General features: G+C 69.3%; 30 protein-coding genes and 1 pseudogene. 11 read left to right on the top strand and 20 right to left on the bottom strand.

Annotated features, from left to right (window positions below):
* Positions 1–26 precede the first annotated feature (26 nt).
* Entirely contained in the window at positions 27–188 is a 162-nt protein-coding gene (locus tag ACTWPV_RS30100) for a hypothetical protein (protein WP_443154368.1), read from the top strand.
* Between the two features lie 341 nt (positions 189–529).
* Here ACTWPV_RS30100 and ACTWPV_RS30105 read toward each other — a convergent pair whose 3' ends face one another.
* Positions 530–712: a hypothetical protein gene (locus ACTWPV_RS30105; protein ID WP_443154490.1), complete on the bottom strand. Its 183-nt coding sequence runs from the start codon at positions 710–712 to the stop codon at positions 530–532.
* A gap of 52 nt (positions 713–764) precedes the next feature.
* Positions 765–1,067 (bottom strand): annotated as a pseudogene (locus tag ACTWPV_RS30110) (SDR family NAD(P)-dependent oxidoreductase); the annotation flags it as partial.
* Positions 1,068–1,142: 75 nt separating this feature from the next.
* Here ACTWPV_RS30110 and ACTWPV_RS30115 point away from each other — a divergent pair.
* Positions 1,143–1,604 carry a hypothetical protein gene (locus tag ACTWPV_RS30115; RefSeq protein ID WP_443154369.1) on the top strand — a complete coding sequence of 154 codons (462 nt, stop codon included), beginning with the start codon at positions 1,143–1,145 and terminating at the stop codon, positions 1,602–1,604.
* A gap of 44 nt (positions 1,605–1,648) precedes the next feature.
* Here ACTWPV_RS30115 and ACTWPV_RS30120 read toward each other — a convergent pair whose 3' ends face one another.
* Positions 1,649–2,104, bottom strand: coding sequence for a tetratricopeptide repeat protein (locus ACTWPV_RS30120; RefSeq protein ID WP_443154370.1), 456 nt, complete (start codon positions 2,102–2,104; stop codon positions 1,649–1,651).
* 39 nt (positions 2,105–2,143) lie between these two features.
* Entirely contained in the window at positions 2,144–2,995 is an 852-nt protein-coding gene (locus ACTWPV_RS30125) for a helix-turn-helix transcriptional regulator (RefSeq protein ID WP_443154371.1), read from the bottom strand.
* A 128-nt stretch (positions 2,996–3,123) separates the two neighbouring features.
* Between ACTWPV_RS30125 and ACTWPV_RS30130 the strand changes: the two genes are divergently transcribed.
* Complete coding sequence (locus tag ACTWPV_RS30130) at positions 3,124–4,119, top strand: aldo/keto reductase (RefSeq protein WP_443154372.1); 996 nt, start codon at positions 3,124–3,126, stop codon at positions 4,117–4,119.
* 15 nt (positions 4,120–4,134) lie between these two features.
* On the opposite strand, the gene ACTWPV_RS30135 is transcribed toward ACTWPV_RS30130, so the two are convergent.
* The 10 genes from ACTWPV_RS30135 to ACTWPV_RS30180 form a co-directional block, all read right to left on the bottom strand.
* Positions 4,135–4,950: a class I SAM-dependent methyltransferase gene (locus tag ACTWPV_RS30135; RefSeq protein ID WP_443154373.1), complete on the bottom strand. Its 816-nt coding sequence runs from the start codon at positions 4,948–4,950 to the stop codon at positions 4,135–4,137.
* A gap of 10 nt (positions 4,951–4,960) precedes the next feature.
* The gene (locus ACTWPV_RS30140; protein WP_443154374.1) at positions 4,961–5,359 is read right to left on the bottom strand and encodes a DUF1801 domain-containing protein; all 399 of its coding nucleotides are present in this window, start codon (positions 5,357–5,359) and stop codon (positions 4,961–4,963) included.
* Positions 5,360–5,455: 96 nt separating this feature from the next.
* Entirely contained in the window at positions 5,456–6,439 is a 984-nt protein-coding gene (locus tag ACTWPV_RS30145; protein ID WP_347645989.1) for an arginase family protein, read from the bottom strand.
* 32 nt (positions 6,440–6,471) lie between these two features.
* Positions 6,472–7,113: an amino acid ABC transporter permease gene (locus tag ACTWPV_RS30150; RefSeq protein WP_347645988.1), complete on the bottom strand. Its 642-nt coding sequence runs from the start codon at positions 7,111–7,113 to the stop codon at positions 6,472–6,474.
* 2 nt (positions 7,114–7,115) lie between these two features.
* Positions 7,116–7,871, bottom strand: a complete 756-nt coding sequence (locus ACTWPV_RS30155; protein WP_443154375.1) for an amino acid ABC transporter permease — start codon at positions 7,869–7,871, stop codon at positions 7,116–7,118.
* Positions 7,872–7,874: 3 nt separating this feature from the next.
* On the bottom strand, positions 7,875–8,732 hold the full coding sequence (locus ACTWPV_RS30160; RefSeq protein WP_347645986.1) for a transporter substrate-binding domain-containing protein: 858 nt from the start codon (positions 8,730–8,732) through the stop codon (positions 7,875–7,877).
* Between the two features lie 19 nt (positions 8,733–8,751).
* Positions 8,752–9,486 (bottom strand): amino acid ABC transporter ATP-binding protein, encoded by a 735-nt coding sequence (locus ACTWPV_RS30165; protein ID WP_443154376.1) that lies wholly within the window; start codon positions 9,484–9,486, stop codon positions 8,752–8,754.
* A complete protein-coding gene (locus tag ACTWPV_RS30170; protein ID WP_443154377.1) occupies positions 9,473–10,294 on the bottom strand; it encodes an FCD domain-containing protein in 822 nt (273 codons plus the stop codon). Before ACTWPV_RS30170 ends, ACTWPV_RS30165 begins: the two co-directional genes overlap by 14 nt.
* Before the next feature lie 280 nt (positions 10,295–10,574).
* A complete protein-coding gene (locus ACTWPV_RS30175) occupies positions 10,575–10,967 on the bottom strand; it encodes an SHOCT domain-containing protein (RefSeq protein ID WP_347645984.1) in 393 nt (130 codons plus the stop codon).
* 184 nt (positions 10,968–11,151) lie between these two features.
* The gene (locus ACTWPV_RS30180; protein ID WP_443154378.1) at positions 11,152–11,877 is read right to left on the bottom strand and encodes a hypothetical protein; all 726 of its coding nucleotides are present in this window, start codon (positions 11,875–11,877) and stop codon (positions 11,152–11,154) included.
* Positions 11,878–12,452: 575 nt separating this feature from the next.
* Between ACTWPV_RS30180 and ACTWPV_RS30185 the strand changes: the two genes are divergently transcribed.
* Both ACTWPV_RS30185 and ACTWPV_RS30190 read left to right on the top strand, forming a co-directional pair.
* Positions 12,453–13,637 carry a PucR family transcriptional regulator gene (locus ACTWPV_RS30185; RefSeq protein ID WP_443154379.1) on the top strand — a complete coding sequence of 395 codons (1,185 nt, stop codon included), beginning with the start codon at positions 12,453–12,455 and terminating at the stop codon, positions 13,635–13,637.
* Between the two features lie 156 nt (positions 13,638–13,793).
* Complete coding sequence (locus tag ACTWPV_RS30190; RefSeq protein ID WP_443154380.1) at positions 13,794–14,180, top strand: hypothetical protein; 387 nt, start codon at positions 13,794–13,796, stop codon at positions 14,178–14,180.
* Positions 14,181–14,227: 47 nt separating this feature from the next.
* Here ACTWPV_RS30190 and ACTWPV_RS30195 read toward each other — a convergent pair whose 3' ends face one another.
* Positions 14,228–14,560 (bottom strand): cupin domain-containing protein, encoded by a 333-nt coding sequence (locus ACTWPV_RS30195; RefSeq protein WP_443154381.1) that lies wholly within the window; start codon positions 14,558–14,560, stop codon positions 14,228–14,230.
* Between the two features lie 71 nt (positions 14,561–14,631).
* On the opposite strand from ACTWPV_RS30195, the gene ACTWPV_RS30200 reads away from it, so the two are divergent.
* Complete coding sequence (locus tag ACTWPV_RS30200; RefSeq protein WP_443154382.1) at positions 14,632–15,582, top strand: helix-turn-helix domain-containing protein; 951 nt, start codon at positions 14,632–14,634, stop codon at positions 15,580–15,582.
* A 10-nt stretch (positions 15,583–15,592) separates the two neighbouring features.
* Here ACTWPV_RS30200 and ACTWPV_RS30205 read toward each other — a convergent pair whose 3' ends face one another.
* The 3 genes from ACTWPV_RS30205 to ACTWPV_RS30215 all read right to left on the bottom strand — a co-directional run bounded on the left by ACTWPV_RS30205 (position 15,593) and on the right by ACTWPV_RS30215 (position 17,497).
* Entirely contained in the window at positions 15,593–15,898 is a 306-nt protein-coding gene (locus ACTWPV_RS30205) for a hypothetical protein (protein WP_347645978.1), read from the bottom strand.
* Positions 15,899–15,933: 35 nt separating this feature from the next.
* Entirely contained in the window at positions 15,934–16,338 is a 405-nt protein-coding gene (locus tag ACTWPV_RS30210) for a hypothetical protein (protein ID WP_443154383.1), read from the bottom strand.
* A 175-nt stretch (positions 16,339–16,513) separates the two neighbouring features.
* Complete coding sequence (locus ACTWPV_RS30215; protein WP_443154384.1) at positions 16,514–17,497, bottom strand: helix-turn-helix transcriptional regulator; 984 nt, start codon at positions 17,495–17,497, stop codon at positions 16,514–16,516.
* Between the two features lie 60 nt (positions 17,498–17,557).
* Here ACTWPV_RS30215 and ACTWPV_RS30220 point away from each other — a divergent pair, with 60 nt between their 5' ends.
* Positions 17,558–18,142, top strand: coding sequence for a DinB family protein (locus ACTWPV_RS30220; protein WP_347645975.1), 585 nt, complete (start codon positions 17,558–17,560; stop codon positions 18,140–18,142).
* Entirely contained in the window at positions 18,139–18,600 is a 462-nt protein-coding gene (locus ACTWPV_RS30225) for a VOC family protein (protein ID WP_347645974.1), read from the top strand. Before ACTWPV_RS30220 ends, ACTWPV_RS30225 begins: the two co-directional genes overlap by 4 nt.
* 28 nt (positions 18,601–18,628) lie before the next feature.
* Here ACTWPV_RS30225 and ACTWPV_RS30230 read toward each other — a convergent pair whose 3' ends face one another.
* Positions 18,629–18,961, bottom strand: coding sequence for an STAS domain-containing protein (locus tag ACTWPV_RS30230; protein WP_443154385.1), 333 nt, complete (start codon positions 18,959–18,961; stop codon positions 18,629–18,631).
* Positions 18,962–19,260: 299 nt separating this feature from the next.
* Here ACTWPV_RS30230 and ACTWPV_RS30235 point away from each other — a divergent pair, with 299 nt between their 5' ends.
* The 3 genes from ACTWPV_RS30235 to ACTWPV_RS30245 all read left to right on the top strand — a co-directional run bounded on the left by ACTWPV_RS30235 (position 19,261) and on the right by ACTWPV_RS30245 (position 21,202).
* Positions 19,261–19,608, top strand: a complete 348-nt coding sequence (locus ACTWPV_RS30235; RefSeq protein WP_443154386.1) for a helix-turn-helix transcriptional regulator — start codon at positions 19,261–19,263, stop codon at positions 19,606–19,608.
* An 87-nt stretch (positions 19,609–19,695) separates the two neighbouring features.
* Positions 19,696–20,754 carry a DUF6745 domain-containing protein gene (locus tag ACTWPV_RS30240; RefSeq protein WP_443154387.1) on the top strand — a complete coding sequence of 353 codons (1,059 nt, stop codon included), beginning with the start codon at positions 19,696–19,698 and terminating at the stop codon, positions 20,752–20,754.
* Positions 20,755–20,764: 10 nt separating this feature from the next.
* Positions 20,765–21,202 carry a hypothetical protein gene (locus ACTWPV_RS30245; protein ID WP_443154388.1) on the top strand — a complete coding sequence of 146 codons (438 nt, stop codon included), beginning with the start codon at positions 20,765–20,767 and terminating at the stop codon, positions 21,200–21,202.
* Between the two features lie 8 nt (positions 21,203–21,210).
* Here the strand turns inward: ACTWPV_RS30245 and ACTWPV_RS30250 are convergent, their stop codons facing one another.
* Entirely contained in the window at positions 21,211–22,197 is a 987-nt protein-coding gene (locus ACTWPV_RS30250) for an LLM class flavin-dependent oxidoreductase (RefSeq protein ID WP_443154389.1), read from the bottom strand.
* Positions 22,198–22,283: the final 86 nt, after the last annotated feature.

A 22,283-nucleotide genomic window follows, 5' to 3' on the forward strand; every position in this document is an offset into this window, starting at 1 on the left:
TGCCGTTCCGGGGCAGGTTTCGGCCTGTGGACAGTCCCGCACCGGTGCTCGCACTGATGGCCGCGGACACACTGCCGGGTGTGGTGCCGTGGACTGATCTGCGGGAGGTCACCGCCGAGGAGGACGCCGGCCCGGACGAGCAGACCGAGCACACCTTCCCGGTATTTGCCGTGCAGCTCACCCGGTGAAGTGGGTCGCATCTCGTGAAGTGGTGTGCGGCAGTAACGTACACGGGTTCGGCCTTGTCGGCCGCGCGCAGCTGAAAGGCCCGCCACCAGGACATCCTGGAGCGGGCCTTCTCGTGTTTGTCAGGACGATCTCGAGGTCTTGCCAACGCCCGGCTCCTGATCGTTGTGCGGCTGAGCGAAGGCACCCGCCGCTGGGGCTTCCGCGGTGCGATCACGTGAACCCGAAGGCGCGATCGAGGGTCGGCGTGGCCGAATCGGTCGGCGGCGGCATCCCGCTGCGGCGCGAAGGCGACCTCTTCGAGCTCACGGCCGCGGACGCCGTGGCCGGCAGGAGCGGCACGTCAGGTCGTGAGGGCGGCCGCAGCTTCCCGGTAGATGACGTCCGGGTCCTCGGACAGCCAAGCCTTCACCTGGCGGCTCCAGTCGTCGGCGAGGACCTCGGGCCGGTGCGCCTCGATCCCGTCGAGGGCCGCCGCGACGATCACCTCGGGGGCGCTCTTGTCGCCCTCGTACCAGGCCATCATGTCGGTGTCGGCAGCGCGCGAAGGCGCGGATCATGTTCAGGGTGCCGTAGAAGTGGGTGTCCATCTCGCGGCGAATCGTGTCCAGGTCCCCGGCGACCAGATTTGCTCCGCTCGAGATGCCCGCGTTGTTGATGACGATCTTGACGTCAGGTGCCGCTGCCGCCGCAGCGGCGATCGATTCCGGATCGGTGATGTCCAGGCGCAGCGGGACGACCCCCGGTACGTCGACGAGGTCGGGCCGGCGGGCCGTGGCGTACACCTTGCCGGCGCCGCGGTCGAGGAGGGACAGGACGAATTGCCGGCCCAGGCCCCGGTTGGCCCCGGTGACCAGCACATGTGCTCCGTTGATCTGCATGCGGATACGCTAGAACCTCACATCCATGTCAGAGGCAAGTCCTGTGATGGATGTCACGGCGCGAGCGGAGCCGTCATGGAGTCATCGGCCAGGGCAAAGTCCGACGGGGACAAAGGCTCGATCGGTGCGCTCGTCTTCATGGTCGTTCTTGTCGCGCTTGTTGTCGGCGGGTTCGGCTGGATAGTGCACCGCAACTCGCAATGGGAGCAGATGCAACGCCGTGAGGCTGAGGGCCGCGTGCAGGAAACGGCGGCCGAGGTTTTCCGGGAATTCTCAGCGCTACCGGCGTCGGCCTCGAAGGGGAACTTCCACGATGTCCTGGCCGGACGCGGGGTCGACCTCACGGCCTACAGCGCTCGGACCGATCGCACCGATGTGGTGATCAGAATCCACGCGTACGCCGATACACAGCATGGCCGGCTCGCCCACCTGCGGAAATGCTTCGCCTACACCCTCATGTTCTCGGATGCGGCCAAGTCGTCGTATCGGAGCGTGGCATGCGGGCCCGGATGGAGCGTCTGGGACTTGGCGACGTGACCTTCACGCTTGTTGCCGCTCCAGAATGCGGCATGTCGGTGGAATCAGCCGAGTTGTTCGGTCAGCCGTTCCAGGCCACCCTTGATGAGCTGCGCATATTCGTCGTCGCCGAGCGCGCCGATCGTGGCCTGTGCGTGCTCGAGGTGCTCGCGGGCGCGGTCGAGATCGCCCAGCTTGCGGTAGCACTCGCCCAGGTTGAGGTGCAACGACGGGTAGAGGCCGGCCACCGGAAACGCCACCCCGGCGTGCGCCACCCGCTCATCGGTGATCGAATCGGCGGCGGCGAGCGCTCGCAGGTCCCACAGCAGCTCCTGCTGCACGTCGTCCTGCACGTCGGCCATCGAGTGGGCGAGGACGCAGATGTGCAGCGGGTCGCCCTGCTCGCCGCCGATGTCATCCCAGATCTGTGCGAACAGGTCGCGGGCGGCCTCACGCTGGCCTTGGTGGTGGTGCAGCTCCACCCCCTGGCCGATCCTGGTGAGCGTGGGGTCGGTGATCACGGTCACTCCTTGATCGGCGGGATGCGAACGTACATTGAATCATTTCACCGTTGACCCCGAGGGGAACTCCTCGATGCCGAGCACCAGCAGCAGCTCAAGCCGCTCGCGCGTCTCGGCGTCCGCGGGGGTGAGCACCAGCAGCTGCTGACCCTGATCGGGAGTGACCAGGGTCTCGCAGTCCATGGTCAGCCGGCCGACTCTCGCGTGCAGCACGGTCTTGCGGTCGGCGCGCCGGACCGCCACCTCGTGCTCGGCCCAGAGCCGGCGGAAGTCGGCGCTCGCGGCCTGCAAACGGTCGACGAGCCCCTCGACCACCGGGTCGCCGGACCGGCGGCCGGCGACCGCACGCAGATCGGCCACCAGCTGGCGGGTCTGGTGGTCGTGCTCCTCGGACGGGTAAGTGGCTCGAGAGGCGGGCTCGGTGAACCAGCGGTACACGACGTAGCGCCGGTCGCCGGAGAAGCCGGTGTGGTCGCCTGTCAGCAGGAGGGCCGCCCGGTTCTGGGCGAGAACCTCGCTCAGGTCGGACAGCACCATGGCCGGGGTGTCACCGAGCAGGTTGAGCATGCGCATCAGGCCGGCGCGGGCCAGGCGGGCCACCCCGTCGGCGGGCGGTGGCCGGTGGCCGGCCAGGTGGAACAGATGGTCGCGCTCGTCGTCGGACAGGCGCAACGCCCGGGCCAGCGCGCCGAGCAGCTGGGTCGACGGCTGGCTGCTGCGGCCCTGCTCGAGGCGTACGACATAGTCCACCGACATGCCGGCGAGCATCGCCACCTCTTCCCGGCGCAGGCCGGCGGTGCGGCGGCGAGGGCTGTCGGCCAGACCCACCTCCGCCGGCCGGATCGCCTCGCGGCGGCGGCGGAGGAAGTCGGCGAGCTGGTCACGTTGCATGCCTTCATCCTGCCTCGCGGGGCATCGGCCGAGCCAGGGAGCGGCTCTCCCATGATGAACGCTCCGCTTTCGCGCCTGCCTGCCCGGGCACAGCATGGTGGCGACATCGACAACGAGGGGTGAATGTGATGCAGCGACGAACCCTGGGCCGCACAGGTCCGGCCGTTTCCGCGCTGGGCCTGGGTGCGATGGGGATGTCGGACGCTTACGGCGCAACCGACCGGGCCGAGAGCATCGCGACGGTGCACGCCGCGCTGGACAGCGGCGTCACGCTGATCGACACCGGCGACTTCTACGCCATGGGCCACAACGAGATGCTGCTCGCCGAGGCGCTGCGCGGCCGGGACCGCGACAGCTACCAGCTGAGCGTCAAGTTCGGCGCCCTGCGGGGGCCAGGCCGCGAGTTCGGCGGGCAGGACAACCGTCCCGAGGCGGTCAAGAACTTCCTGGCCTACTCGCTGACCCGGCTGGGCACCGACCACATCGACGTCTACCGCCCCGCCCGCCTGGACCCGGCGGTGCCGATCGAGGAGACGGTGGGCGCGATCAAGGACATGGTCGACGCGGGATACGTACGGCACATCGGCCTGTCGGAGGTCGATGCGGCGACGATCCGCCGGGCGCACGCCGTGCACCCGATCGCCGACCTGCAGATCGAGTACTCACTGATCTCCCGCGCGGTGGAGGCGGACGTCCTGCCCACGCTGCGGGAGCTCGGCATCGGCCTGACCGCCTACGGCGTGCTCAGCCGCGGCCTCATCTCGGGGCACTGGTCCGCCGACCGCGCCGCCGGCCCCGGCGACGTGCGCGGCTTCAGCCCGCGCTTCTCCGGCGAGAACGTGGAGCACAACCTCGCCCTCGTGGAGGCCCTGCGCCAGGTCGCCGAGGCGAAGGGCTGCACCGTCGCCCAGCTGGCCATCGCCTGGGTGGCCGCGCGGGGCGAGGACATCGTGCCGCTGGTCGGCGCCCGTACGCGGGAGCGGCTGGCCGAGGCGCTGCCCGCGATGGACCTGCGCCTCACCGCGGACGACCTCGCGGAGATCGAGAAGGCGGTGCCGCCGAACGCGGCCCGCGGCGACCGGTACCCGTCCGCGTTCATGGCCGACCTCGGCGTGGGCAACTGAACAGTCCGGCGGCGGTCACGCGGGGAAGTCCAGGCGGTAGAAGACGGCCATCCTGCGCATGAACGGCAGCGCTCTCGCCACCGCGACCAGCGCGCGGTAGCTGGGCTTGAGCCTTTCGTATCCCGGCAGGTCGAACGCGCTCAGTTCGGTGACGACGCGTAACCGGGGGTCGATGGCCTCGAGGTCGGCACGGTTGTCCACTCCCCAGTGCAGGGTCGCGCCGGCGAGCCGGACCACCCGGTTGATCTTCTGCCACTTGATGCCGCGCCTGCTGAACGCGTCGAACACGAACCGGCCGGAGGGGAACCGGTCGATGATCGCGCGGAACAGCGCGTGGCCTTCTCCCTCTTCGAGGTACATGGTCAGGCCCTCGGCGACGACCAGTACGGGAAGGTCGCCCTCCACCCGGTCGAGCCAGGCCAGGTCGGTGACCGACGAGGGGATCACGGTGTGGTGGTCGCGTGCCGGGTAGAGGCGCTCGCGCAGGTCGATGACCTCCGGGAAGTCCACGTCGTACCAGTGCACGCCCGGCCCGGGGTCGACGCGGTGGACCCGGGTGTCCATGCCGCACCCCAGGTGCAGCACGATCGCCTCCGGATGCTCGGCGAGGAAGTCGCGCGTCCAGTCGTCCAGGTGTCTGGCGCGCATGGCGACGGTCACGGCGTCGCCGCGCCTCAGTCCGACTTTCGTGAAGTCGGTGTCGATGGCGCGCATCGCTTCGAGCGCCATCGTGTCGCCCAGGATGGGGGTGGGGGATTCGGCGTCCACGGCCCGGCCGTACAGAGTGGCGAGCATCGTCGCCTTCTCGCCACTCAGCTGCACCTTCTGCATGGACGTCAGGCTACGCCCCTCGGTGTACGCGGACGGAGTGGTCGAAGAGCTCGCGCAGCGCGCCGAGGTCGACGTCGGACAACCGCTTCAGGTAGAGGCATCCCTTGCCCGCCTTGTACGGCCCGAGGCGGGCGAGCGCCGCGGGACAGCGGTCCTCGTACCCGGCGACCAGGTAGACGACCAGGTGCGCCTTGCGCGGGGAGAAGCCGGTCAGGGGCGCGTCTCCCTCGTGGCCGCTGGCGTAGCGGTAGTGATAGGCGCCGAACCCGACGATGCTCGTGCCCCACATCGCCGGCGGCTCCCCGGTGATCTCCGCCATGAGCGAGGACACCTGCTCGGCGTCCGCTCGCCGGGTCTCGACCGGCACCGCGGCCAGGAACTCCTCGACCGATGCGCCGGTGGGGCTCATGGCGGGTGCCTTCTTCGGCGCTGGACTCGTGAGGACATCATCCTCCACGTGGTCGCCGCGCGGGGCGCCGGTCAGGTCCCCGCGCGGGACCGGGTGTCAGGACAGGCGGCCCTTGCGGCGCAGGTATTCGGGGTTCTCGACGGCGCGGGCCATCGTCTCGATGGCCAGCTGGGCGCCGAGCTGGGAGGTGACGTTGGAGGCCACGTCCAGCATCGGGTTGATCTCCACGACGTCGAAGCCGACGAGCTCGTGCTCGCGGACGATCGCGAAGATCGTCTGGCGGAGTTCCTCGTACGACATGCCGTCCGCCTCGGCGGAGGCGCATCCGGGCACGAGCGGCATGTCGAGCACGTCGATGTCGACGCTGACGTACACCTTCCTGCCCTTGGGCAGGGTCGCGAGCACGTCGTCGATGCCGGCCTTCCTGAAGCCCTTCATGGTGAACACGTCGTTGCCGTTGGCGCGGCTCTCGGCGAGGTCGTCCTGGGCGGCCCGCATGCCGCGGCTGCCGATCTGGACGATCTTCTCGACGTTCGGCAGCTTCCCGATCTTGAGCATGGGGCTGCCGTTGCCGTATTCGGCGCCGTGGATGAAGGGCCGGTAGTCGAGGTGCGCGTCGAAGTGGACGACGCAGATCGGCTCCTCGTAGGCCCGCACCACGCCGTAGGTGACCGAGTGCTCGCCGCCGAGGACGATGGGGACGGCTCCGGCCTCCAGGATCTGGGCGGTGTTGCGGGTGATGTTCTTGAAGGTCTGCTCGGGGTTGGAGTAGATGATGTCGACGTCGCCGCAGTCCACGATGCGCTGGTTCGCGGTTTCGTACTCGAGGAAGCGCCTGTCCTCCTCAATGTCGAAATATCCGGACCTGGCCTGCATGCGGCCGTAGCCGGCGTACCGTACCGACTGCTCCCGGATCGCCCGCGGTGCCATCCGCGCGCCCGGGTACCAGGGAGAGCCCTCGTCGTTGGGCACCCCCAGGATGGCCAGGTCGGCATCCAGCTGGGAGAGGTCGCTCACGATGGGCGACCGCTGGAAGCTCGGGATGCCAACGAACGGAAGGTTGAGCCGTAGATCCGACATAGTGCGTGATTTTCCTTCTTGTAGGTGATGCGTCAGGCATCCAGCCGCAGCTCAAGACGGCGAGCGACGCGGCTGAGGCCATAGTTGAGCAGGAAGTAGCAGACGGCGGCGAAGCCGAGCACCGCGAACGGCTCGGTCAGCAGCCGGGAGTTGGTGACCTCGACCCGGTGGAAGAACTCGAAGACCCCGATGATCGAGACCAGCGAGGTGTCCTTGATCAGCTTGATGAACTCCGACACCAGTGCCGGGGCCATGCGGCGCAGCGCCTGGGGCAGCACCACGTCACGCATCGTGCTCGCCTGGGACAGGCCGGAGGCGCGCGCGGCCTCCCACTGCCCGGGCGGCACGGAGGCGATGCCGGCGTGGACGATCTCCGCCAGATAGGCGCTGGTGAACACGCCCAGCGCGACCACACCCGCCCAGAAGGGGGTCAGGTCGAACCCGAGGTCCGCCAGGACGAAATAGCAGTAGAGGATGAAAACGATCAGTGGCGCGCTGCGGATGAGCTGGATGTAGCCGATCGCCGGCCACCGGACGAGCCGCGAGCGGGCCGAGCGCATCGCGCCCGCCAGCACGCCGAGCACGGAGCTGAGCACGATGGCCAGCACCGCCAGCTTCGCCGTCTCCCAGAGCCCGGCCAGCATGAACGGCAGGTTGTCGATGATCGCGCCCATGGTCACGCCTCCAACGCCGGCGTTGGGGTGGCGGTCCTGGCGCCCGGCCGCATCTTGGTCAGCATTCCCCGGACGATCAGAGCCAGCAGCGCGGACTCGGCCAGGCAGATCACGATGAAGATGACGAGCGCAGCGGTGTAGGCCTCGAATGCGGCGAAGGTGGCCGACTCGATCTGCTGCGCCTGGAAGACCAGGTCGGTGACGCCGATGGCCATGACCACGGAGGTGTTCTTGGTGGCGCTGATGTACTGGTTGCCGATCGCGGGGAAGGCCAGCGCGAACGCCTGCGGCAACACCACCGCGCGCATCGCCGTCCAGTAGCCGAGGCCGCCGGCCCTGGCCGCCTCCAGCTGCCCTCTGGGCACCGACTGGATCCCGCTGCGCAGCGCCTCCGCCACGTACGCCGAGGTGTAGATCGTCAGGCCGAGCAGCCCGGCGAGGAACTGGTTGCTGTAGACCGGGTTCAGCGGCGCGGCAGCGGCCCTGACGAGGTCCAGGCTGAACATGCCGAAGCTCCAGAAGACCAGCTGCACGAGCAGCGGCACGTTGCGGAAGAACTCGACGTAGGCGGAGAGCAGCCAGCGCAGCGGCGCCAGCGCGGGCACCGTCGACACGCGGCCGAGCGCCACCAGCGTGCCCACCACCGTGGAGCCGATGATGGCGAGCACGGCGAGCTGGAGGCTCACCCACGCGCCGTGCAGCAGGAAGCTCCTGCCCGGATCCTCGAGCACCACGGACCAGCTGAGGTCGTTGAACATGGTTCAGGACCCCGCGGGAAGGACACGGATCTCGTACGGCTCGGGCAGCACCTTGCCCCACCACTTGGCGTAGATGCGGTCGTAGGTGCCGTCCTCGGCCATGCCCATCAGCGCGGTGTTGACCTCGTCGCGGAGGGCGGCGTCGCCCTGGCGGAACCCCATGGCGAGCGGTCCCTGCGCGATTCCCGGGCTGACGATCTTGACCTGCTCGCCCGCCTTATCGGCGGCCGACTTCAGGCCGGTGAGGATGCCGACGGTGGTGCTGACGGCGTCGGCGTCGCCGCGCAGCAGTGACTGCAGCGCCGTGGGCCAGGACTGGAAGCTGAGGATCTTCGCGCCCGGCGCCTTCTCCCTCAACACGCTCTCTTCCGTCGAGCCCTGGACCAGCGCCACCGTCTTGCCGTCGAGCTGGTCGACGCTGGAGATCTTGGAGTCGCCGCGCACCATCAGGCGCTGGTCGTCCTCGAAGTACGGCTCGGAGAAGTCGACCGCCCTGTCACGCGCCCGAGTCGCGATCATGGTCGCGGTGATCACGTCGATCTTCCCGCTGTCCAGGTTGGCCACCCGGTTCTTCGGGTTGACCTCGACGAACTTCGGCCTGACCTTCAGCCGCTTGGCGACCTCCGTGACGAGGTCGATCTCGAAGCCTTCCGGCTCGGTTTCGCCCTGCCCGATCGACCCGAACGGCGGGGTGTCGAACTTGACTCCGAACACGATCTCCCCGCGTTTCCTGATCTTCTCCATCGAGTTGACTCCGGTCCCGCCCTTGGTCTCCGCCACCGGGGACAGCCCCGCCCTCGGGCGGTCACCGCAGGCGGTGAGCAGGAGCAGCGCGAGCGCCAGGCACACGACCCCTTTCATCCGTACAGGCACCTCTCTGTCAGATATGTGAGACCCGGCGCAGAAACTCCTGGGCCCTCTCGGTCGACGGGCTGGCGAAGAAGTCCTCGGGCGCTGCGCACTCCACGACTCGACCGCCGTCCATGAACACGACCCGGTCGGCCACCTTGCGCGCGAAACCCATCTCGTGCGTGACCACGACCATGGTCATCCCGCTGCCGGCAAGGTCGACCATGACCTCCAGGACCTCCTGGATCATCTCCGGGTCCAGGGCGCTGGTCGGCTCGTCGAACAGCATGATCGCCGGGTCCATGGCCAGCGCGCGGGCGATGGCCACCCGCTGCTGTTGCCCGCCGGAGAGCTGCGTGGGCAGGCTGTCCGCCTTCTCCGGCATCCCCACCCGTTCCAGCAGGTCCATCGCCCGGCGGCGGGCCACGTCCTTGGAGACCTTCTTCACCCTGACGGGGGCGAGCATGATGTTCTGCGCCACCGTCATGTGCGGGTAGAGGTTGAAGTGCTGGAAGACGAAGCCCACTCCGCTCCGCAGCTCGTTCAGGTTCGTGGCCTTGTTGTGCGGATCGCGGCCGTTGACCACGATCGTGCCGCCGGAGACGTCCTCCAGGGCGTTGATGCAGCGCAGCAGCGTGCTCTTGCCCGAGCCCGACGGGCCGAGCAGAACCACCACCTCGCCCTCGGCGACCGACAGGTCGATGCCGTTCAGCACCTCAAGGTCGCCGTACGACTTCTGTACGCCGGTGAACTCAATGATCGGCATCCGGCTCAGGCCCTCCGCGCGTGTCGTGTCCGGTAGGTCCGGGCATGCCCCAGGTGAGCAGCCGCTCGACGATGGAGGCGGTCTCTTCGGTGAGGAAGCGGCCGGCCTCGTCCAGCAATCGATCCATGTGGGCGCGCATCGCCTCCTCCGCCGCGTCCGCCCGCCCCGCGGCGATCGCGTCGGCGATCCGCTGGTGCTCGATCACCGTGACCTCGCCGGAACGGTGCGAGTCGAGCACGACGTCCAGGGCCGCCTCCAGGCGGTCGAGCGCCGGATCGAGGACGACGTCGAGCATGGCCTTCACGATCGGATTGCGGGTACACCTGGCCACCCGGCGATGAAAGGTCAGCGCGATGTCCCGCGGCACTTCGTGAACGTCGGCGAAATGCCTGCCGTGCCGCTCGACCAGCCGGGTGAGCGCCTCCGCCGAGGAGCCGTTGTCCTGGGCGAGCGCCGCTTCCCTGGCCGCCTCGGGCTCCACCGTCCGCCGCGCACGCAGCAGGTTGATCAGCCCTTCAGAGGTACGTACCTGCGTGCCTTCCAGGAACCGGGTCGCGGTGGTGCGCCCGCGCAGCACCGCGGCGACGTGCTGGCGGCCGGACGAGGTGAGCATCCGGCCCTTGGTCCCCGCGGCCACGGTGAGCCCGCGCCGGTCCAGCAGTCGCAGGCGCCGGGCGACCGTGGCCTCGCTGATCTCCAGGTCGGTGTCCAGCTTCAGCGCCTGCAGCACCTGCCGCGCGCCCAGCGGTTCCGGCGCTCCGGCGAGCACCTCGAGGATGGCGTCAGCCGAGCGTTCCTCCACCTTCACCACACCACTCCCACCGGCGGACCACCCACGAGCCCACTGTCCGTTACGTCCCGTTTTGTACCTCTTTGCCGCGTTGGTACATCAGTCAAATCTGACAGACGTCCGTCATGGGTTACAGGCGTGATGCATTTAGGTAAAGGTAAGGTTACGGCTGGCCTGGCGTGGATTCCCGGCGACGGTCAGGCGGGAGCGGGGTGACGAACGGCGCCGGCGATTCCAACGTGGCTGCCCCGGCATGAGAGAGCACACCACCCGGTCCACCCGACCGGCACGAGACCCTTCACATCGCCAGGACTTTGGCCTTGGCGTGCTCGTACTCCTCCGCGGTGAGTTCACCATGGTTCTTGAGATCGGCCAGACGAGTGAGTTCGTCGGCCTGGCCGGTCGTCCGCCCCAGGCGGCGTTCGACGGCTTCGTAGTAGCGGGACTCGCGTCCGGCCCTCACCGCGAGTTCTCTCTCGCCCATCCCCTTGCCGCGAGCGATCAGGTACACAAGGGCGCCCAGCAACGGCAGCACGATGACGAAGATCGACCAGCCCGCCTTGCCCCAGCCACTCAGCCTGTCGTCGCGGAAGATGTCGATGATGATCTGGAAGAGCAGCATCAGCCACAGGACCCAGAGGAAGAACCACATCATCGTGAGGAAGATATTGAGCAACGGATAATCATCCATTGGCCCTCGCCCCTTCCACCTAGCCTGTCCGGCGTTTCTGGATCCGTCACCGGAGAGCTATGGGATGTAAGCAGTCTACGAAAACCCTCCCACCGCGAGCAAACCGCCAATCAAGAAAACGCGCGAAATAGCACGAGATTTTAAGATGGATCACCTCGACTTTTTCTCCGGCAGCCGCGGGAGATTACTGCGGGCGCATCAGGTCGAGGTCCTCGCCCCATGCGTCCAGCACCGCGCCGTGCCCGGCGTGCCGGGCCGCCGCCTCGACCTGGGCGAAGAGGCGGCGCTGCACGAGCACATCACCCGTTGCCGAGATGCGGTCGACGGCGTCCAGCAACCTGCCGGTGTCCCAGTCCGGCAGCGGGTGCCGGGCGAGTTCCCATGCCAGGTACTTGTTGTAAGGACGGGGGCGGCGGTCCATGGCGAAGAGCAGTTCCAGCAGGAACCTGACGCTGTCGGCGGCGTCGAGCCGGGCGGCCAGCGCGTGTCCGTCGCGGTCGTTCTTGACGGATCGGTAAAGGGAGTTGGCGTACGCGTCGAGCCATTCGCCGCAGTCGCGGAACGCTTCGGCGGCTCCGAGCCGCGCCTTGGCCGCCACGATCCGGGCGATGCCTCCGTCGAGGCGGTCGAGCACGATTCTGGCGCGGGCGAGGGCGTAGCGCTCGAAGCCGGGCATGCCGACCGTACGGAACTCGGCGAGGGAGACGATGACGAGGTCGAGTTCGGGGCTGCGGTGGCCCGCGAACCGGGTGAGATCCGTGGTGGCGCCGTCGGCGAGGACGACGTACAGGTCGTGGTCGGAGTGCTCGGTAGTCATGCCGTCGTGGGCGTGGGAGCCCTTGAGTACGAGGCCGACGACGGCGGGGTCGGCTGCTGCGCGTTCGACGAACGCCTGGTAACTCGAGGGCATCGTGAGCTCCGATGAGACGCGTACGCGGGCGACTGGTCACAGCCGTGCAGATCGGGTCTATGGGGTCAAAGCAGGTGAGGTGCGATTGTGCCAGGTGGACTTCGCCGGGGCGGCCTTCGTCTGACGGGACGAGGCATTTGACCGGCATCCGTCCACGCGCGGGTCCCGGCCGGCTGTCCGAGCCGGGGCCCCTCGGACCCAGGTCGGGTTCGTACTCTTCCGGGTCCTTCAGCCAATCCGGGCCACAGCGCGGAGGAAACAGCGCTATTCCTTCTCCTCACAGGGGGTCAGACCCATGGAAAATCCTTAGTCGGGCCATTGTTGCCGGGCCCGCCCGAGCGCACCGAGGCGGAATGCAATCACCTCGTGATCGTGCGTCACAATTTCGGTCACCACGAATCACCGGCCGCATGAAACTTTCACCGCACCCCACGGCCATAATGGCGCTTTCCACCTTCCCCACCAGGTCGCGCGCCGATTTCCAAAAATCCACTGATACGAAAGCGTCCGGCCGACGAATACCGGACGCGCGTTTCAGGGTGACACGACCAATGGCGACGTCACGGGGAGAATTCATGGGCGACCTCTTCGGCATGCTCAAAAACCGGGTCGACGACAACGCGAGGAGGGTGGTGGACGCCTGCGTCGGCGAGCTCGCCGGTTTCCAGGCGATCGAGCCGAGAGCGCGGGCGTCGATGATGGAGTTCGCGGTCGTCGTACGGCAGCGGACGGCCGACCTGGCCGCCTCCGGCGAGCCGCTGCTGGACAGCGACCTGGCCTTCATCGAGTCGGTCGGCGAGCAGCGCGGCATGCAGGGCGTGGCTCCGGGATGCCAGCGCGGCGCGCTCGCGCTGCACGCGGCCTTCACCATGCGAGAGATCTCCGAGGCGGCCGGGCCCGGCGACCTGACCGACACGATGCGCATGCTCGACTGGCTGGCCCAGCAGGGCGCGGCGGCGCAGGCGGTCTACACCCGCGGCTACTTCCGGGGATATGAGCGCTTCCTGCCGACCGCCTCGCGCGTCAACCTGCTGGCCACCATGGTGCTGCACGACGACCCCATGGCCGGCGGGCTGGCCGGCAGCCTCGGAGTGCCGCTGGCCGAGCACTACCTGGTCACGGTGGTCCGGGTGGCCACGGCGTCGCCGAAGGAGTGCAGGGAGGAGGTCGTGTGCACCCTGCTGCAGCGGCATCGTGTGCCGTTCGGGTGGCAGGAGCCGGACGAGTTCGTGGCGCTCGTGCCGTACCACGGGACGCGGCCGGAGCACCGGGCGGCCGCGGAGAGCTCAGGACTGGCGCTGGCGCGGGCGGTCGCGGAGGGCGTGGGACGGCCGTGCTCCGTCGGCATCGCCCACGGGCGCCGCCGCGCGCTCGTCCAGGCGGCCGCGCTGGCGCGGAAGGTCAGCCGGGTGGCGCCGATCGAGCGGGTGCCGCGCCGGTCGTACGGGGTGGCCGACGTGTTCGCGGAGCTCGGCGCGGTGGAGACGCCGCAGGTGGACCAGTGGTTACGGGAGACCGCGCAGCGGCTCGGCGACGGGCCGGAACTGGTGCCCACGCTGGACGCCTACTACCGCAACGACATGAACCGCCTGCGTACCGCCGAATCCCTGCACATCCATCCCCGCACCCTCGACTACCGGCTGCGGCGGGTGCGGGAGCTGGTGGGGATCGAGCCGGGCTCCACGCACGGCGTACGGGTGCTGAGCACCACCGTCACGCGGATGCTGGCGGGCGCGTGGACCGAGCACGGCCTGGCCTGACCGCGCCCGAGCCCTTTGACATCAGTGACAACCGTCCCCCGGCGGCCGCGGCGGAGATTTACGAGAAGTGACGATGACCGGCGCTCCTGGCTTGGCGAAAGTAGCACTGACAAGGCTCGGCCGGCCGCCAGGAAACCCAGCGAGAGGTTCGATCACATGGCTGTACATGCGAGAAGAACGCTCATCGGCGTGCTGGCCGCGATCGCGGCGCTGCTGTTCTCTGTCGCGCTGCACACGGGTTCGGCCGCCGCGGCGCCCGAACGCGGGTTCACCGACCAGTCGACCGAGCTTTCTGACGCTCGGGGCAAGGGCGGCGCCGGGCTGGCCGCCACCTACTCGTGCTCCCGCAGCGTCCCCATCCCCGCGTACTACGTCGACATCGACTGCTCGGTGTTCAGCGGGGCGATCAGGGTCGTGGTGATCTGCTCCGACGGTTACCAGTTCGCCAGCCCGATCATCTTCGCCGGCTACCGGTTCACCGGGCGCGGAACGTGCGGGCCGCCGTGGACCGTACGGACCACGAACGTCGAACAGGTGTTCTGACCGGTACATCCGTCACCGGAGCCACCCGGGATCGCCGGGTGGCTCTTTCAGCCTTCCGGATAGAAGAGGAACAACGTGCAGCCCGTCACCGTCTGCGGAACGTGCGAGGACCCCGCAGGGGCGTGGATGAAGGAGCCGGCCGGGTAGTCCCGGTCGCCGTCGTTGAAGACGCCGGAGACCACGAAGACCTCTTCGGGGCCGGGTTCGTGGACGTCGATCCCCTGCCAGCAGGTGTTCGCGTCCATCTCCAGCACGCAGGCCTTCGCGCCGTTGTCCCCGGTCCACAACATCCGCGCCCGGATGCCCGGGAAAAGCTCGCGAACCGGAGCGTCCTGGACGGCTGCCCACGCGTAGGCGGAGGTGCTCTGTTCTGTCGTCATAGGGCCAGCCTGGCGGCCGGTCATGGCCCTCGCCGAGTGTCAGGAAAGACATCATGCGGTACTTTTAGGCCATGCATCGGGTAACGGCGCTGATCCGCCCGCCGCAGTCCACTTTCGAGCTCGGCTGCGCGGCCCAGGTGTTCGGCATCGAGCGGCCAGGGCTCCCGAAGCGCTACACCTTCAGCGTGTGCACCGAGCGTCCTGGCCCGGTCGCGACCCATGCCGGCTACGACATGCTCGTGACCGACGGGCTGGACGCGCTCGACCGTGCCGACACCGTGATCGTCCCGGGCTGGCTGCCCGCCGATGTCCCGCCCGCGCCCGCGGTCGTTCATGCACTGCGCCGGGCGCACTCCCGCGGAACGCGGGTGGTCAGCATCTGCTCCGGCGCCTTCGCGCTGGCGCACGCCGGCCTGCTGGACGGGCGGCGGGCGACCACGCACTGGGCGCTGGCGGACAAGCTCGCCACGCGTTTCCCCGAGGTGCGGGTCGACCCGGATGTGCTGTACGTCGACCATGGCGACGTGGCGACCAGCGCAGGCGCCGGGGCCGGCATCGACCTGTGCATGCACCTGGTCCGCAACGACCAGGGCGCCTGGTACGCCGCCCACATCGCACGGACCATGGTCATGCCGCCGCACCGCGAGGGCGGGCAGTTGCAGTACGCGGCGCCGCCGCACCCCGTCCAGATCGACGGCACGCTCGCGCCGTTGCTGGAGTGGGTCGCCGGAAGGCTCGGCGAAGAGGTCACCATCGAGAGCATGGCCGCGCACGCGGGCCTGTCGACGCGCACGCTCACCCGGCGGTTCGTCGATCAGCTCGGCACCAGCCCGGGGCAGTGGCTGCTCGCCCAGCGGATCGCCACCGCCCGGGGCCTGCTGGAGTCGTCCGACCTCCCGCTGGACGCCGTCGCCCGCCGCGTCGGTCTCTCTTCGGCCACCAACCTCCGCAGGCGTTTCCTCAACGCCCTGGGCACGACGCCCGGCGCCTATCGCCGGGCGTTCCGGGCCGGACCGCGATGACGCGGCGATCTCACTTGCTCCTGCCAGATTTCACGACGAGCCGTTGCGGACCGTTGACGTTGTTGGCGCTGCCGCGTGTCGAATTGTTGGACCGGTAGGAATCGATCACGTTGGAGAAGTTGCCGCTGTTTACCGACCGGCCCTTGCTCCAGTAATTTCCCGCCTTCTTGGCATTTCCCCGGGGCCGGATATTTCCGGTCTCCGCCGCGAAGGCCGAGGAATCCGCCACGAGCACCTGTTGCCCTGGAGAAGCCGGTGTGCCGGCCGCGAGCACCGCCAGCCCGCAACCGGCGATCAACAGTCCGGCCCTGCTCATATCGTTCGTCCTCCCGAAGGTCCGCGCGTGGTGCGTCATCGGCGCACCGAGTGGGTCTGGGCTCCGTTGGCCGCGTTGCCGCTGCTGGTCGCGTTGTTGCTGTCCGTGGATCCGTTCCCGTTCGCGAAGTTGCCGCTGTTGATGGGATCGCCTTCGTTGTGGTAATTCCCGCTGTTGGTGGAGTTGCCGCTGTTTTCAGCGCCGTTGATGCACTTCGTGGGCGAGTTGGACGAAGGAGAGTTGTAGGCGACCAGCCGGTTTCCGCAGAAGAAGCTGGGGACCATGGTGATGACCGTGCCCAGGTCGGCGCCGGCCAGCTGGGCCAGCTGGGAAGGAGGCCGCGGTTCTGCCACCGAACTGACGGCGCCGGCCAGCACCACGCCGCAACCGGCCACCACGACCGCCGCCAGCCGCAACGCATTTCTCGCGAAAGATCTCACAAACGCCTCCGGTTTCGGGCCAGGAACTTCCCGTCGCCGCCGAGCGTAGAGTCACCCGCAAAACGCGAACAACGGCGTGGGCACCCTGCCGGAGTTTCCGTGAAAGCCGGCTACACAAAATTTACCGGTGGAAAGGTCGCCGCGACGCGCGGGGAGACCTCGGTGCTGGGGATGATCACACCGGTCCGGCGTCGGCCGCGCCTGCCGCGAGCAGCCTCTGCGCCAGCTCGCGGCAGCGCCCGACGAGCTCCGGAGGGTCGAGCACCTCGAAGGCGTGCCCGAGCAGGAGCACGTGCATGAGCACGAAGTCGAGGTTGCCGCCGCCGCTGAGCACCTCACACCGCCCGGCTCCGCAGGGTCGCACCACGGCCGCCGACGGCGGGACCTGCGCGCGCACCGTGTCGGCCGGGGCGTGCACGAGAAAGCGTGCCTGGTGCGGGTAGACCCGGCTCGCCACGCTCTCCTGCACGTACGCCGCCGCGTCGGGCGCCGCGCGGGGGCTGAAGCGCCAGGTCCTGGCCGTCACGCCGGCCATCCGGTCGACGCGGAAGCTGCGCCAGCCGTCGCGGTCGAGGTCGTAGGCGAGGAGGTACCAGCGCCGGTCGGAGGCGACGAGGCGGTAGGGCTCGACCCGCCGCCGACGCACCTCGCCGCCTGACGGGTAGTCGAAGCCGGCCTCGACCTCGTCGCGGCAAGCTCGGGCCAGCGTCATGAGCATCTCGGGGTCGACCGGCGTGCGACCCCCGCCGAACGACTCGACCGAGCCGGAAAGGGCGCGGACCTCGTGCCGCAGCCGGGCGGGAAGCACCCGGTCGAGCTTGCTCAGCGCCCCCAGTGCGGCGTCGCCGGCTCCGGCGACAGCGCCGCCCGCGCCGGCCAGCAGCGAGACCGCGATGGCGATGGCCTCCTGGTCGTCGAGAAGGAGCGGCGGCAGGTCCTGCCCGCGGCCGAGGCGGTAGCCGCCACCGACGCCCTGGGTGGCGTGCACCGGATAGCCGAGGGTGCGAAGCCGCTCGACGTCGCGGCGTACCGTGCGCGGCGTGACCCCCAGCCGGCCGGCGAGCTCGGGACCGGTCCAGAGCTGGCGCTGTTGCAGCAGCCCGAGCAGGGTGAGCACCCGCTCGGTCGTCCCCCGCTCGTCACCGTTCGCCACGTCCATGACGTCCAGCCTGCCAGATAGCGGACCGATACTGTCCGCTAGCGCAGCGACAGTGACTCCATGGACACACGAACACCCGACTGGAACCGCTCCCTGCGCGAGCAGGCGGAGTGGCACTGGAATCACCACCTCAGGCCGAGGCTCGACGGCCTCACCGACGAGGAATATCTCTGGTCACCGGTGCCCGACGCCTGGAGCGTGCGGCCGCGCGGGACTTCGACGGCGCCCGTGCAGGCCGGCGCCGGGGATCTCACGATCGACTACGCCTTTCCCGAGCCGTCCCCCTCGCCTTTCACCACGATCGCCTGGCGGCTCGGCCACGTCATCGTCGGCGTGCTCGCCATGCGCAACGCGGCGCACTTCGGCGCGCCGCCCGCGTCGTACGAGACCTGGGAGTACGCGGGCGACGCGGCCACCGCGCTCGACCAGCTCGAGACCCAGCTCGACGTCTGGCTGGCCGGGGTGCGCGGCCTCGGCGAGGACGGGCTCCTGGTCCCGGTCGGCGAGAAGGAGCCCTACCCGGACGCGCCCATGGCGGATCTGGTGTTGCACATCCACCGTGAGCTGATCCACCACATGTCCGAGGTGTGCCTGCTGCGCGACCTCTACCTGCACACGAAAGCCGCGAACGGAGCAGCCCGATGAGCCGCGAGATCCAGGTCACCTTCGACGCCCACGACCCGAAGGCCCTGTCCACCTTCTGGCGTGACGCGCTCGGTTACGTCCACCCCGGACCGCCCGGGGTGGACCTGCCCGAGGGCGCCGACCCGCTGGCCGCGTGGGAGGACTTCCTGGAGCGCGCCGGCGTGCCCGAGGACCAGCGCAACGTGGCGTCGGCCGTCGAGGACCCGGACGGGCGGGGCCCACGCCTGTTCTTCCAGCGGGTGCCGGAGGACAAGGTGGCCAAGAACCGTGTCCACCTCGACGTCCGCGCGGCTCCCGGACTGGAGGGAGACGAGCGGATGGCGGCGCTGGAGTCCGAGTGCGACCGGCTCGTCGCGTTGGGCGCGACGCGTGTCCGCCGCCACGAACCCGACCAGCAGATGAGCGCCGGATTCATCGTGATGACCGACCCCGAGGGCAACGAGTTCTGTCTGGACTGACCGCCCCCGCGGTAACGGGGGCGGCACGTCAGTCGAGAAGGGTCAGGCCGAGCAGGCCCGCCAGGCGGCTCAGCTGCGGCTGAGCGTTGCGGATGACGGCTGAGCCGCCGGAGGCGAAGGACTGCAGAATCCGTACGGCCGACACGTCGGCGAAGGAGAGGTCGCTGACGTCGATGATCAGGTGATCGTCGATGTAGCGGGCCTCGGTCAGCGTGCGCAGGACCTCTCCGCTGTTGCTGGAGTCGATCTCACCGATGAGACGGATCACGGAAGGCCCGGCGTTGACGGTGCAGGTGACCTGCAGGATGTGGTCCACGTACAACAGGTGCTCCGGCGTGGGCGGAGGCGCTGACAAGACCATGTCGCCCTCGTCGGCGCACGAGGTCTCGAGAGTCGTGTGGCGGTCTCGGCGCACGTGCCGAGCCGCGTTCGCAGGGCGACGCGATCCGTAAGCCGGTCGCGGCTTGACGCTGTGCCTCGCGTGCGACATCGCATCCCCTCTGATCATCATGGGCGTCGAGCCTGGGCGGGCGGACACCTCTACGCGTAAACTAGTAAGCAGAATACTGGAATATCTTTTCTGCAATCAAACTTCGTGCAACGAGGTGCGGATCATCGTATGCTGCTGGTCAGCTCGACACCGGGAGGAGCCGTACAGGGATGGAAAAGGAAGGCGCACGCCGCGCAGCGTGGACGTTCCTGACCAACCATGCGCGGGTGCTCCTGGCGATCGCCGTCGACCCGCAGGTGAGGGTCCGTGACATCGCCGCATCGATCGGCATCACCGAGCGCGCGGCCCAGAGCATCGTCTCCGACCTGGAGGAGTCCGGCTACATCCAGCGCAACAGGGTCGGCCGCCGCAACCACTACCACATCGAGCCCGGCCTGAGCTTCCGCCACCACACGGAGGCCGACATGCCCGTTCAGGTGCTGATCGACATCTTCACCCACCGCGATCTCCCCGATGGCGGCACGCCCTCCCTCAAGGAGCAGGGCCAGGCCCGCTAGCCGCTGGACACGGGCGACGCCGATCTGTCACCATTCATCCATGATCGTGAGAAAGGACGACGCCACCCGCATCCGGTGAGCGTCCACGTGCAGCGGGAAGCTGCCGCAATCCGCGAAGCATGGCTGGGCCGGGCGTTGTCGACGCGGCCCGCCGACCGTCCGGCCGCAGAGGCCGCCATCTCGGGGCTCTACCAACTGATCGGCCTGCCCCCACCCCGTTTCCACTGGGTCTCGTCGCCCGCCAAGGGCCTGGCGACCGTGCCGCCGGGGACCCGCGCCTGCGAGAGCATCGACCGCCTGGCCGAGTGGCCCGTGCCCGGACGGCTGTCCACGCTGGCGAGCACGCTGCGCCACGAGCTCGACGCACGGGTCAGACCGCGTCGGCAGCCGCTCGACCAGATCGTCCGCCGTACGACGTTCTTTCCCCTACAGCGGTCCGTCACCAGCACCCTCGTCCCGGCGCTGAACGCGGCGCACGAGTCGCGGGCGCTCCGGCGCGTCTGGTACGACACGCTGTACGTCTCCTGGATCGCCGAGTACGACGCGCTGCGCCGTGCCGCCGGCGCGGTCTTCACCGGCGAGCAGCGGCGCCACCTCGACCTGTGGACCGCCGCGACCACGTCGTGCGGCTGGTGGTGGCCCAGGCAGGACACGTGCGTGGTCTCCGAGCGTCCCGCCGCCCTGCACACCGAGGTGTGCGGCGAGAACGGCGAGGTCCGGCCGCACCACGCGGACGGCCCGGCCGTGCGGTACGCGGACGGCTGGGACCTGCACGCCTGGCACGGCATGCCGGTGCCCGCCTGGGTGATCACGGATCCGAACGTGCGGCGGATCGCGGACGAGCCGAACGTGGAGGTCAGGCGGTGCGCGATCGAGCACATGGGCTGGGCCGCGTACGTCGGCCAGGCCGGGCTACGGCTCGTCGCCACCGCGCCCGACCCCGGCAATCCGGGCTGCGAGCTGCGGCTCTACGACATGCGAGGGGGAACGAGGGTGCTCCTCGCCGTCAACGGATCCGTCGAACGCGACGGCCACCGGCGCCGCTACGGGCTCACCGTGCCGGCCTTCGACGACCCGATCGCCGCCGCCGGCTGGACCTACGGGCTGTCCGCCGAGCACTACTCCCTGCTCCAGCGCAGAACCTGAGGTGATGACCATGAACGTGACTCTTGCTTCCCTGACCCGGCGGACCGGTTTCACCGTGCTCGACCACCTCGAGCAGTCGGTCCGCATCCCCGTCGTCGACGGCCTCCAGGCTCAGGGCGACCTCATCGTCATCCCGCTCGCGATGGTCGCCGGCTCCGTCAGGGCCCGGCACCAGGCCGAGTGGGAGCCCGTGCCGTCGGCGGGCGTCGAGCTGCTGCGCGGCGAGGCCGGCGGCAACCCGCACACGCTCGTCGCCGACCCCGGCACGTGCCTCTGGACGAATCAGGTGACGGACTCCGACCGGCTGGCGATCGGCATGTTCCAGGCGCACGCCACCGTCTACCTGCTGCACCCCGAGCATGGAGGCACGGGGTGCGCGCCGGGCACGTACGTGGTGCGGCGGCAGCGCGAGCGCGAAGGCCCCAGGATGCGCCTCATCGCCGACTGACTCCGACCTCAGGCGCGCAGCCCGTGAACCTCCGCGAGGAGCTCGGCCGAGCGCATCCAGGCCTTCCTGTCGACCGCGGAGAACGCGACGATCAGCTCGTCGGCCTGGGCGTGCTCGGCGAAGCGGGCGACGTACGCCTCGACCTCGGCCGGGTTGCCGACGGCGGAGTATTTGGCCATCTGCACGATCTGCTGCCCGGCCGGCGACTCCAGGATCATGTCGGCCTCCTCCTGCGTGAACGTGCGCCCCCGGCCGAGGAACCGGGTGACCCTGAGCCGCTTGGAGGCCAGGAACTGCTCCTCGGCCTCCTCCGTCGTCTCGGCGGCGATCACGTTGAGCGCCGCGATGACGTGCGGCCGGTCGAGCTGCGCCGATGGCTTGAAGTCGCGCCGGTAGACGGCCACGGCCTCCTCCAGCGCGTTGGGCGCGAAGTGCGAGGCGAACGCGTACGGCAGGCCGAGCGCCGCCGCGAGCTGGGCGCCGAACAGGGAGGAGCCGAGGATGTAGAGCGGCACGTCGGTGCCCTTGCCGGGCGTGGCCTCGACGCCGGGGATGCGGGACTCGCCCGTCAGGTAGCCCTGGAGTTCGAGCACGTCCTGCGGGAACGAGTCGGCGGAGGCCGGGCTGCGGCGCAGGGCCCGAAAGGTCTGCTGGTCGCTGCCCGGCGCCCGCCCGAGGCCGAGGTCGATGCGCCCGGGGTGCAGGGTCTCCAGGGTGCCGAACTGCTCGGCGATGGTCAGCGGCGCGTGGTTGGGGAGCATGACGCCGCCCGCGCCGAGGCGGATGGTGCTGGTGTGCGCGGCGACGTGGGCGATCAGCACGCTGGTCGCCGAGGAGGCGATGCTCGGCATGTTGTGGTGCTCGGCGTACCAGATGCGCTGGTAGCCGAGCTCTTCCGCGCGCTGGGCGAGCGCCACGCTCGCGGTGAAGCTGTCGCGCGCCGTCTCGCCCTCGCCGATGTGCGCAAGATCAAGAATGGACAGCGGCAGAGCCATGGGTACGCGCCTTTCGAGGAGTGCGGATGGCTCTGTGCAACATCGTGCGGGGCGCGGATATTTCGCCGGGCCCGGTGGGCCCGGCG

Source organism: Nonomuraea sp. KM88 (assembly GCF_052245635.1).
Lineage (GTDB): Bacteria > Actinomycetota > Actinomycetes > Streptosporangiales > Streptosporangiaceae > Nonomuraea.

Coding starts and splice junctions, on each gene's coding strand:
- ACTWPV_RS30200 (WP_443154382.1), top strand. CDS start 14,632: ATGCATCGGGTAACGGCGCTGATCCGCCCGCCGCAGTCCACTTTCGAG.
- ACTWPV_RS30135 (WP_443154373.1), bottom strand. CDS start 4,950: ATGCAGAAGGTGCAGCTGAGTGGCGAGAAGGCGACGATGCTCGCCACT.
- ACTWPV_RS30125 (WP_443154371.1), bottom strand. CDS start 2,995: ATGCAACGTGACCAGCTCGCCGACTTCCTCCGCCGCCGCCGCGAGGCG.
- ACTWPV_RS30215 (WP_443154384.1), bottom strand. CDS start 17,497: ATGGACGTGGCGAACGGTGACGAGCGGGGGACGACCGAGCGGGTGCTC.
- ACTWPV_RS30230 (WP_443154385.1), bottom strand. CDS start 18,961: ATGGTCTTGTCAGCGCCTCCGCCCACGCCGGAGCACCTGTTGTACGTG.
- ACTWPV_RS30150 (WP_347645988.1), bottom strand. CDS start 7,113: ATGGGCGCGATCATCGACAACCTGCCGTTCATGCTGGCCGGGCTCTGG.
- ACTWPV_RS30225 (WP_347645974.1), top strand. CDS start 18,139: ATGAGCCGCGAGATCCAGGTCACCTTCGACGCCCACGACCCGAAGGCC.
- ACTWPV_RS30180 (WP_443154378.1), bottom strand. CDS start 11,877: ATGCCCTCGAGTTACCAGGCGTTCGTCGAACGCGCAGCAGCCGACCCC.
- ACTWPV_RS30115 (WP_443154369.1), top strand. CDS start 1,143: ATGGAGTCATCGGCCAGGGCAAAGTCCGACGGGGACAAAGGCTCGATC.
- ACTWPV_RS30175 (WP_347645984.1), bottom strand. CDS start 10,967: ATGGATGATTATCCGTTGCTCAATATCTTCCTCACGATGATGTGGTTC.
- ACTWPV_RS30155 (WP_443154375.1), bottom strand. CDS start 7,871: ATGTTCAACGACCTCAGCTGGTCCGTGGTGCTCGAGGATCCGGGCAGG.
- ACTWPV_RS30205 (WP_347645978.1), bottom strand. CDS start 15,898: ATGAGCAGGGCCGGACTGTTGATCGCCGGTTGCGGGCTGGCGGTGCTC.
- ACTWPV_RS30165 (WP_443154376.1), bottom strand. CDS start 9,486: ATGCCGATCATTGAGTTCACCGGCGTACAGAAGTCGTACGGCGACCTT.
- ACTWPV_RS30160 (WP_347645986.1), bottom strand. CDS start 8,732: ATGAAAGGGGTCGTGTGCCTGGCGCTCGCGCTGCTCCTGCTCACCGCC.
- ACTWPV_RS30130 (WP_443154372.1), top strand. CDS start 3,124: ATGCAGCGACGAACCCTGGGCCGCACAGGTCCGGCCGTTTCCGCGCTG.
- ACTWPV_RS30235 (WP_443154386.1), top strand. CDS start 19,261: ATGGAAAAGGAAGGCGCACGCCGCGCAGCGTGGACGTTCCTGACCAAC.
- ACTWPV_RS30190 (WP_443154380.1), top strand. CDS start 13,794: ATGGCTGTACATGCGAGAAGAACGCTCATCGGCGTGCTGGCCGCGATC.
- ACTWPV_RS30250 (WP_443154389.1), bottom strand. CDS start 22,197: ATGGCTCTGCCGCTGTCCATTCTTGATCTTGCGCACATCGGCGAGGGC.
- ACTWPV_RS30220 (WP_347645975.1), top strand. CDS start 17,558: ATGGACACACGAACACCCGACTGGAACCGCTCCCTGCGCGAGCAGGCG.
- ACTWPV_RS30145 (WP_347645989.1), bottom strand. CDS start 6,439: ATGTCGGATCTACGGCTCAACCTTCCGTTCGTTGGCATCCCGAGCTTC.
- ACTWPV_RS30140 (WP_443154374.1), bottom strand. CDS start 5,359: ATGAGCCCCACCGGCGCATCGGTCGAGGAGTTCCTGGCCGCGGTGCCG.
- ACTWPV_RS30245 (WP_443154388.1), top strand. CDS start 20,765: ATGAACGTGACTCTTGCTTCCCTGACCCGGCGGACCGGTTTCACCGTG.
- ACTWPV_RS30185 (WP_443154379.1), top strand. CDS start 12,453: ATGGGCGACCTCTTCGGCATGCTCAAAAACCGGGTCGACGACAACGCG.
- ACTWPV_RS30195 (WP_443154381.1), bottom strand. CDS start 14,560: ATGACGACAGAACAGAGCACCTCCGCCTACGCGTGGGCAGCCGTCCAG.
- ACTWPV_RS30105 (WP_443154490.1), bottom strand. CDS start 712: ATGATGGCCTGGTACGAGGGCGACAAGAGCGCCCCCGAGGTGATCGTC.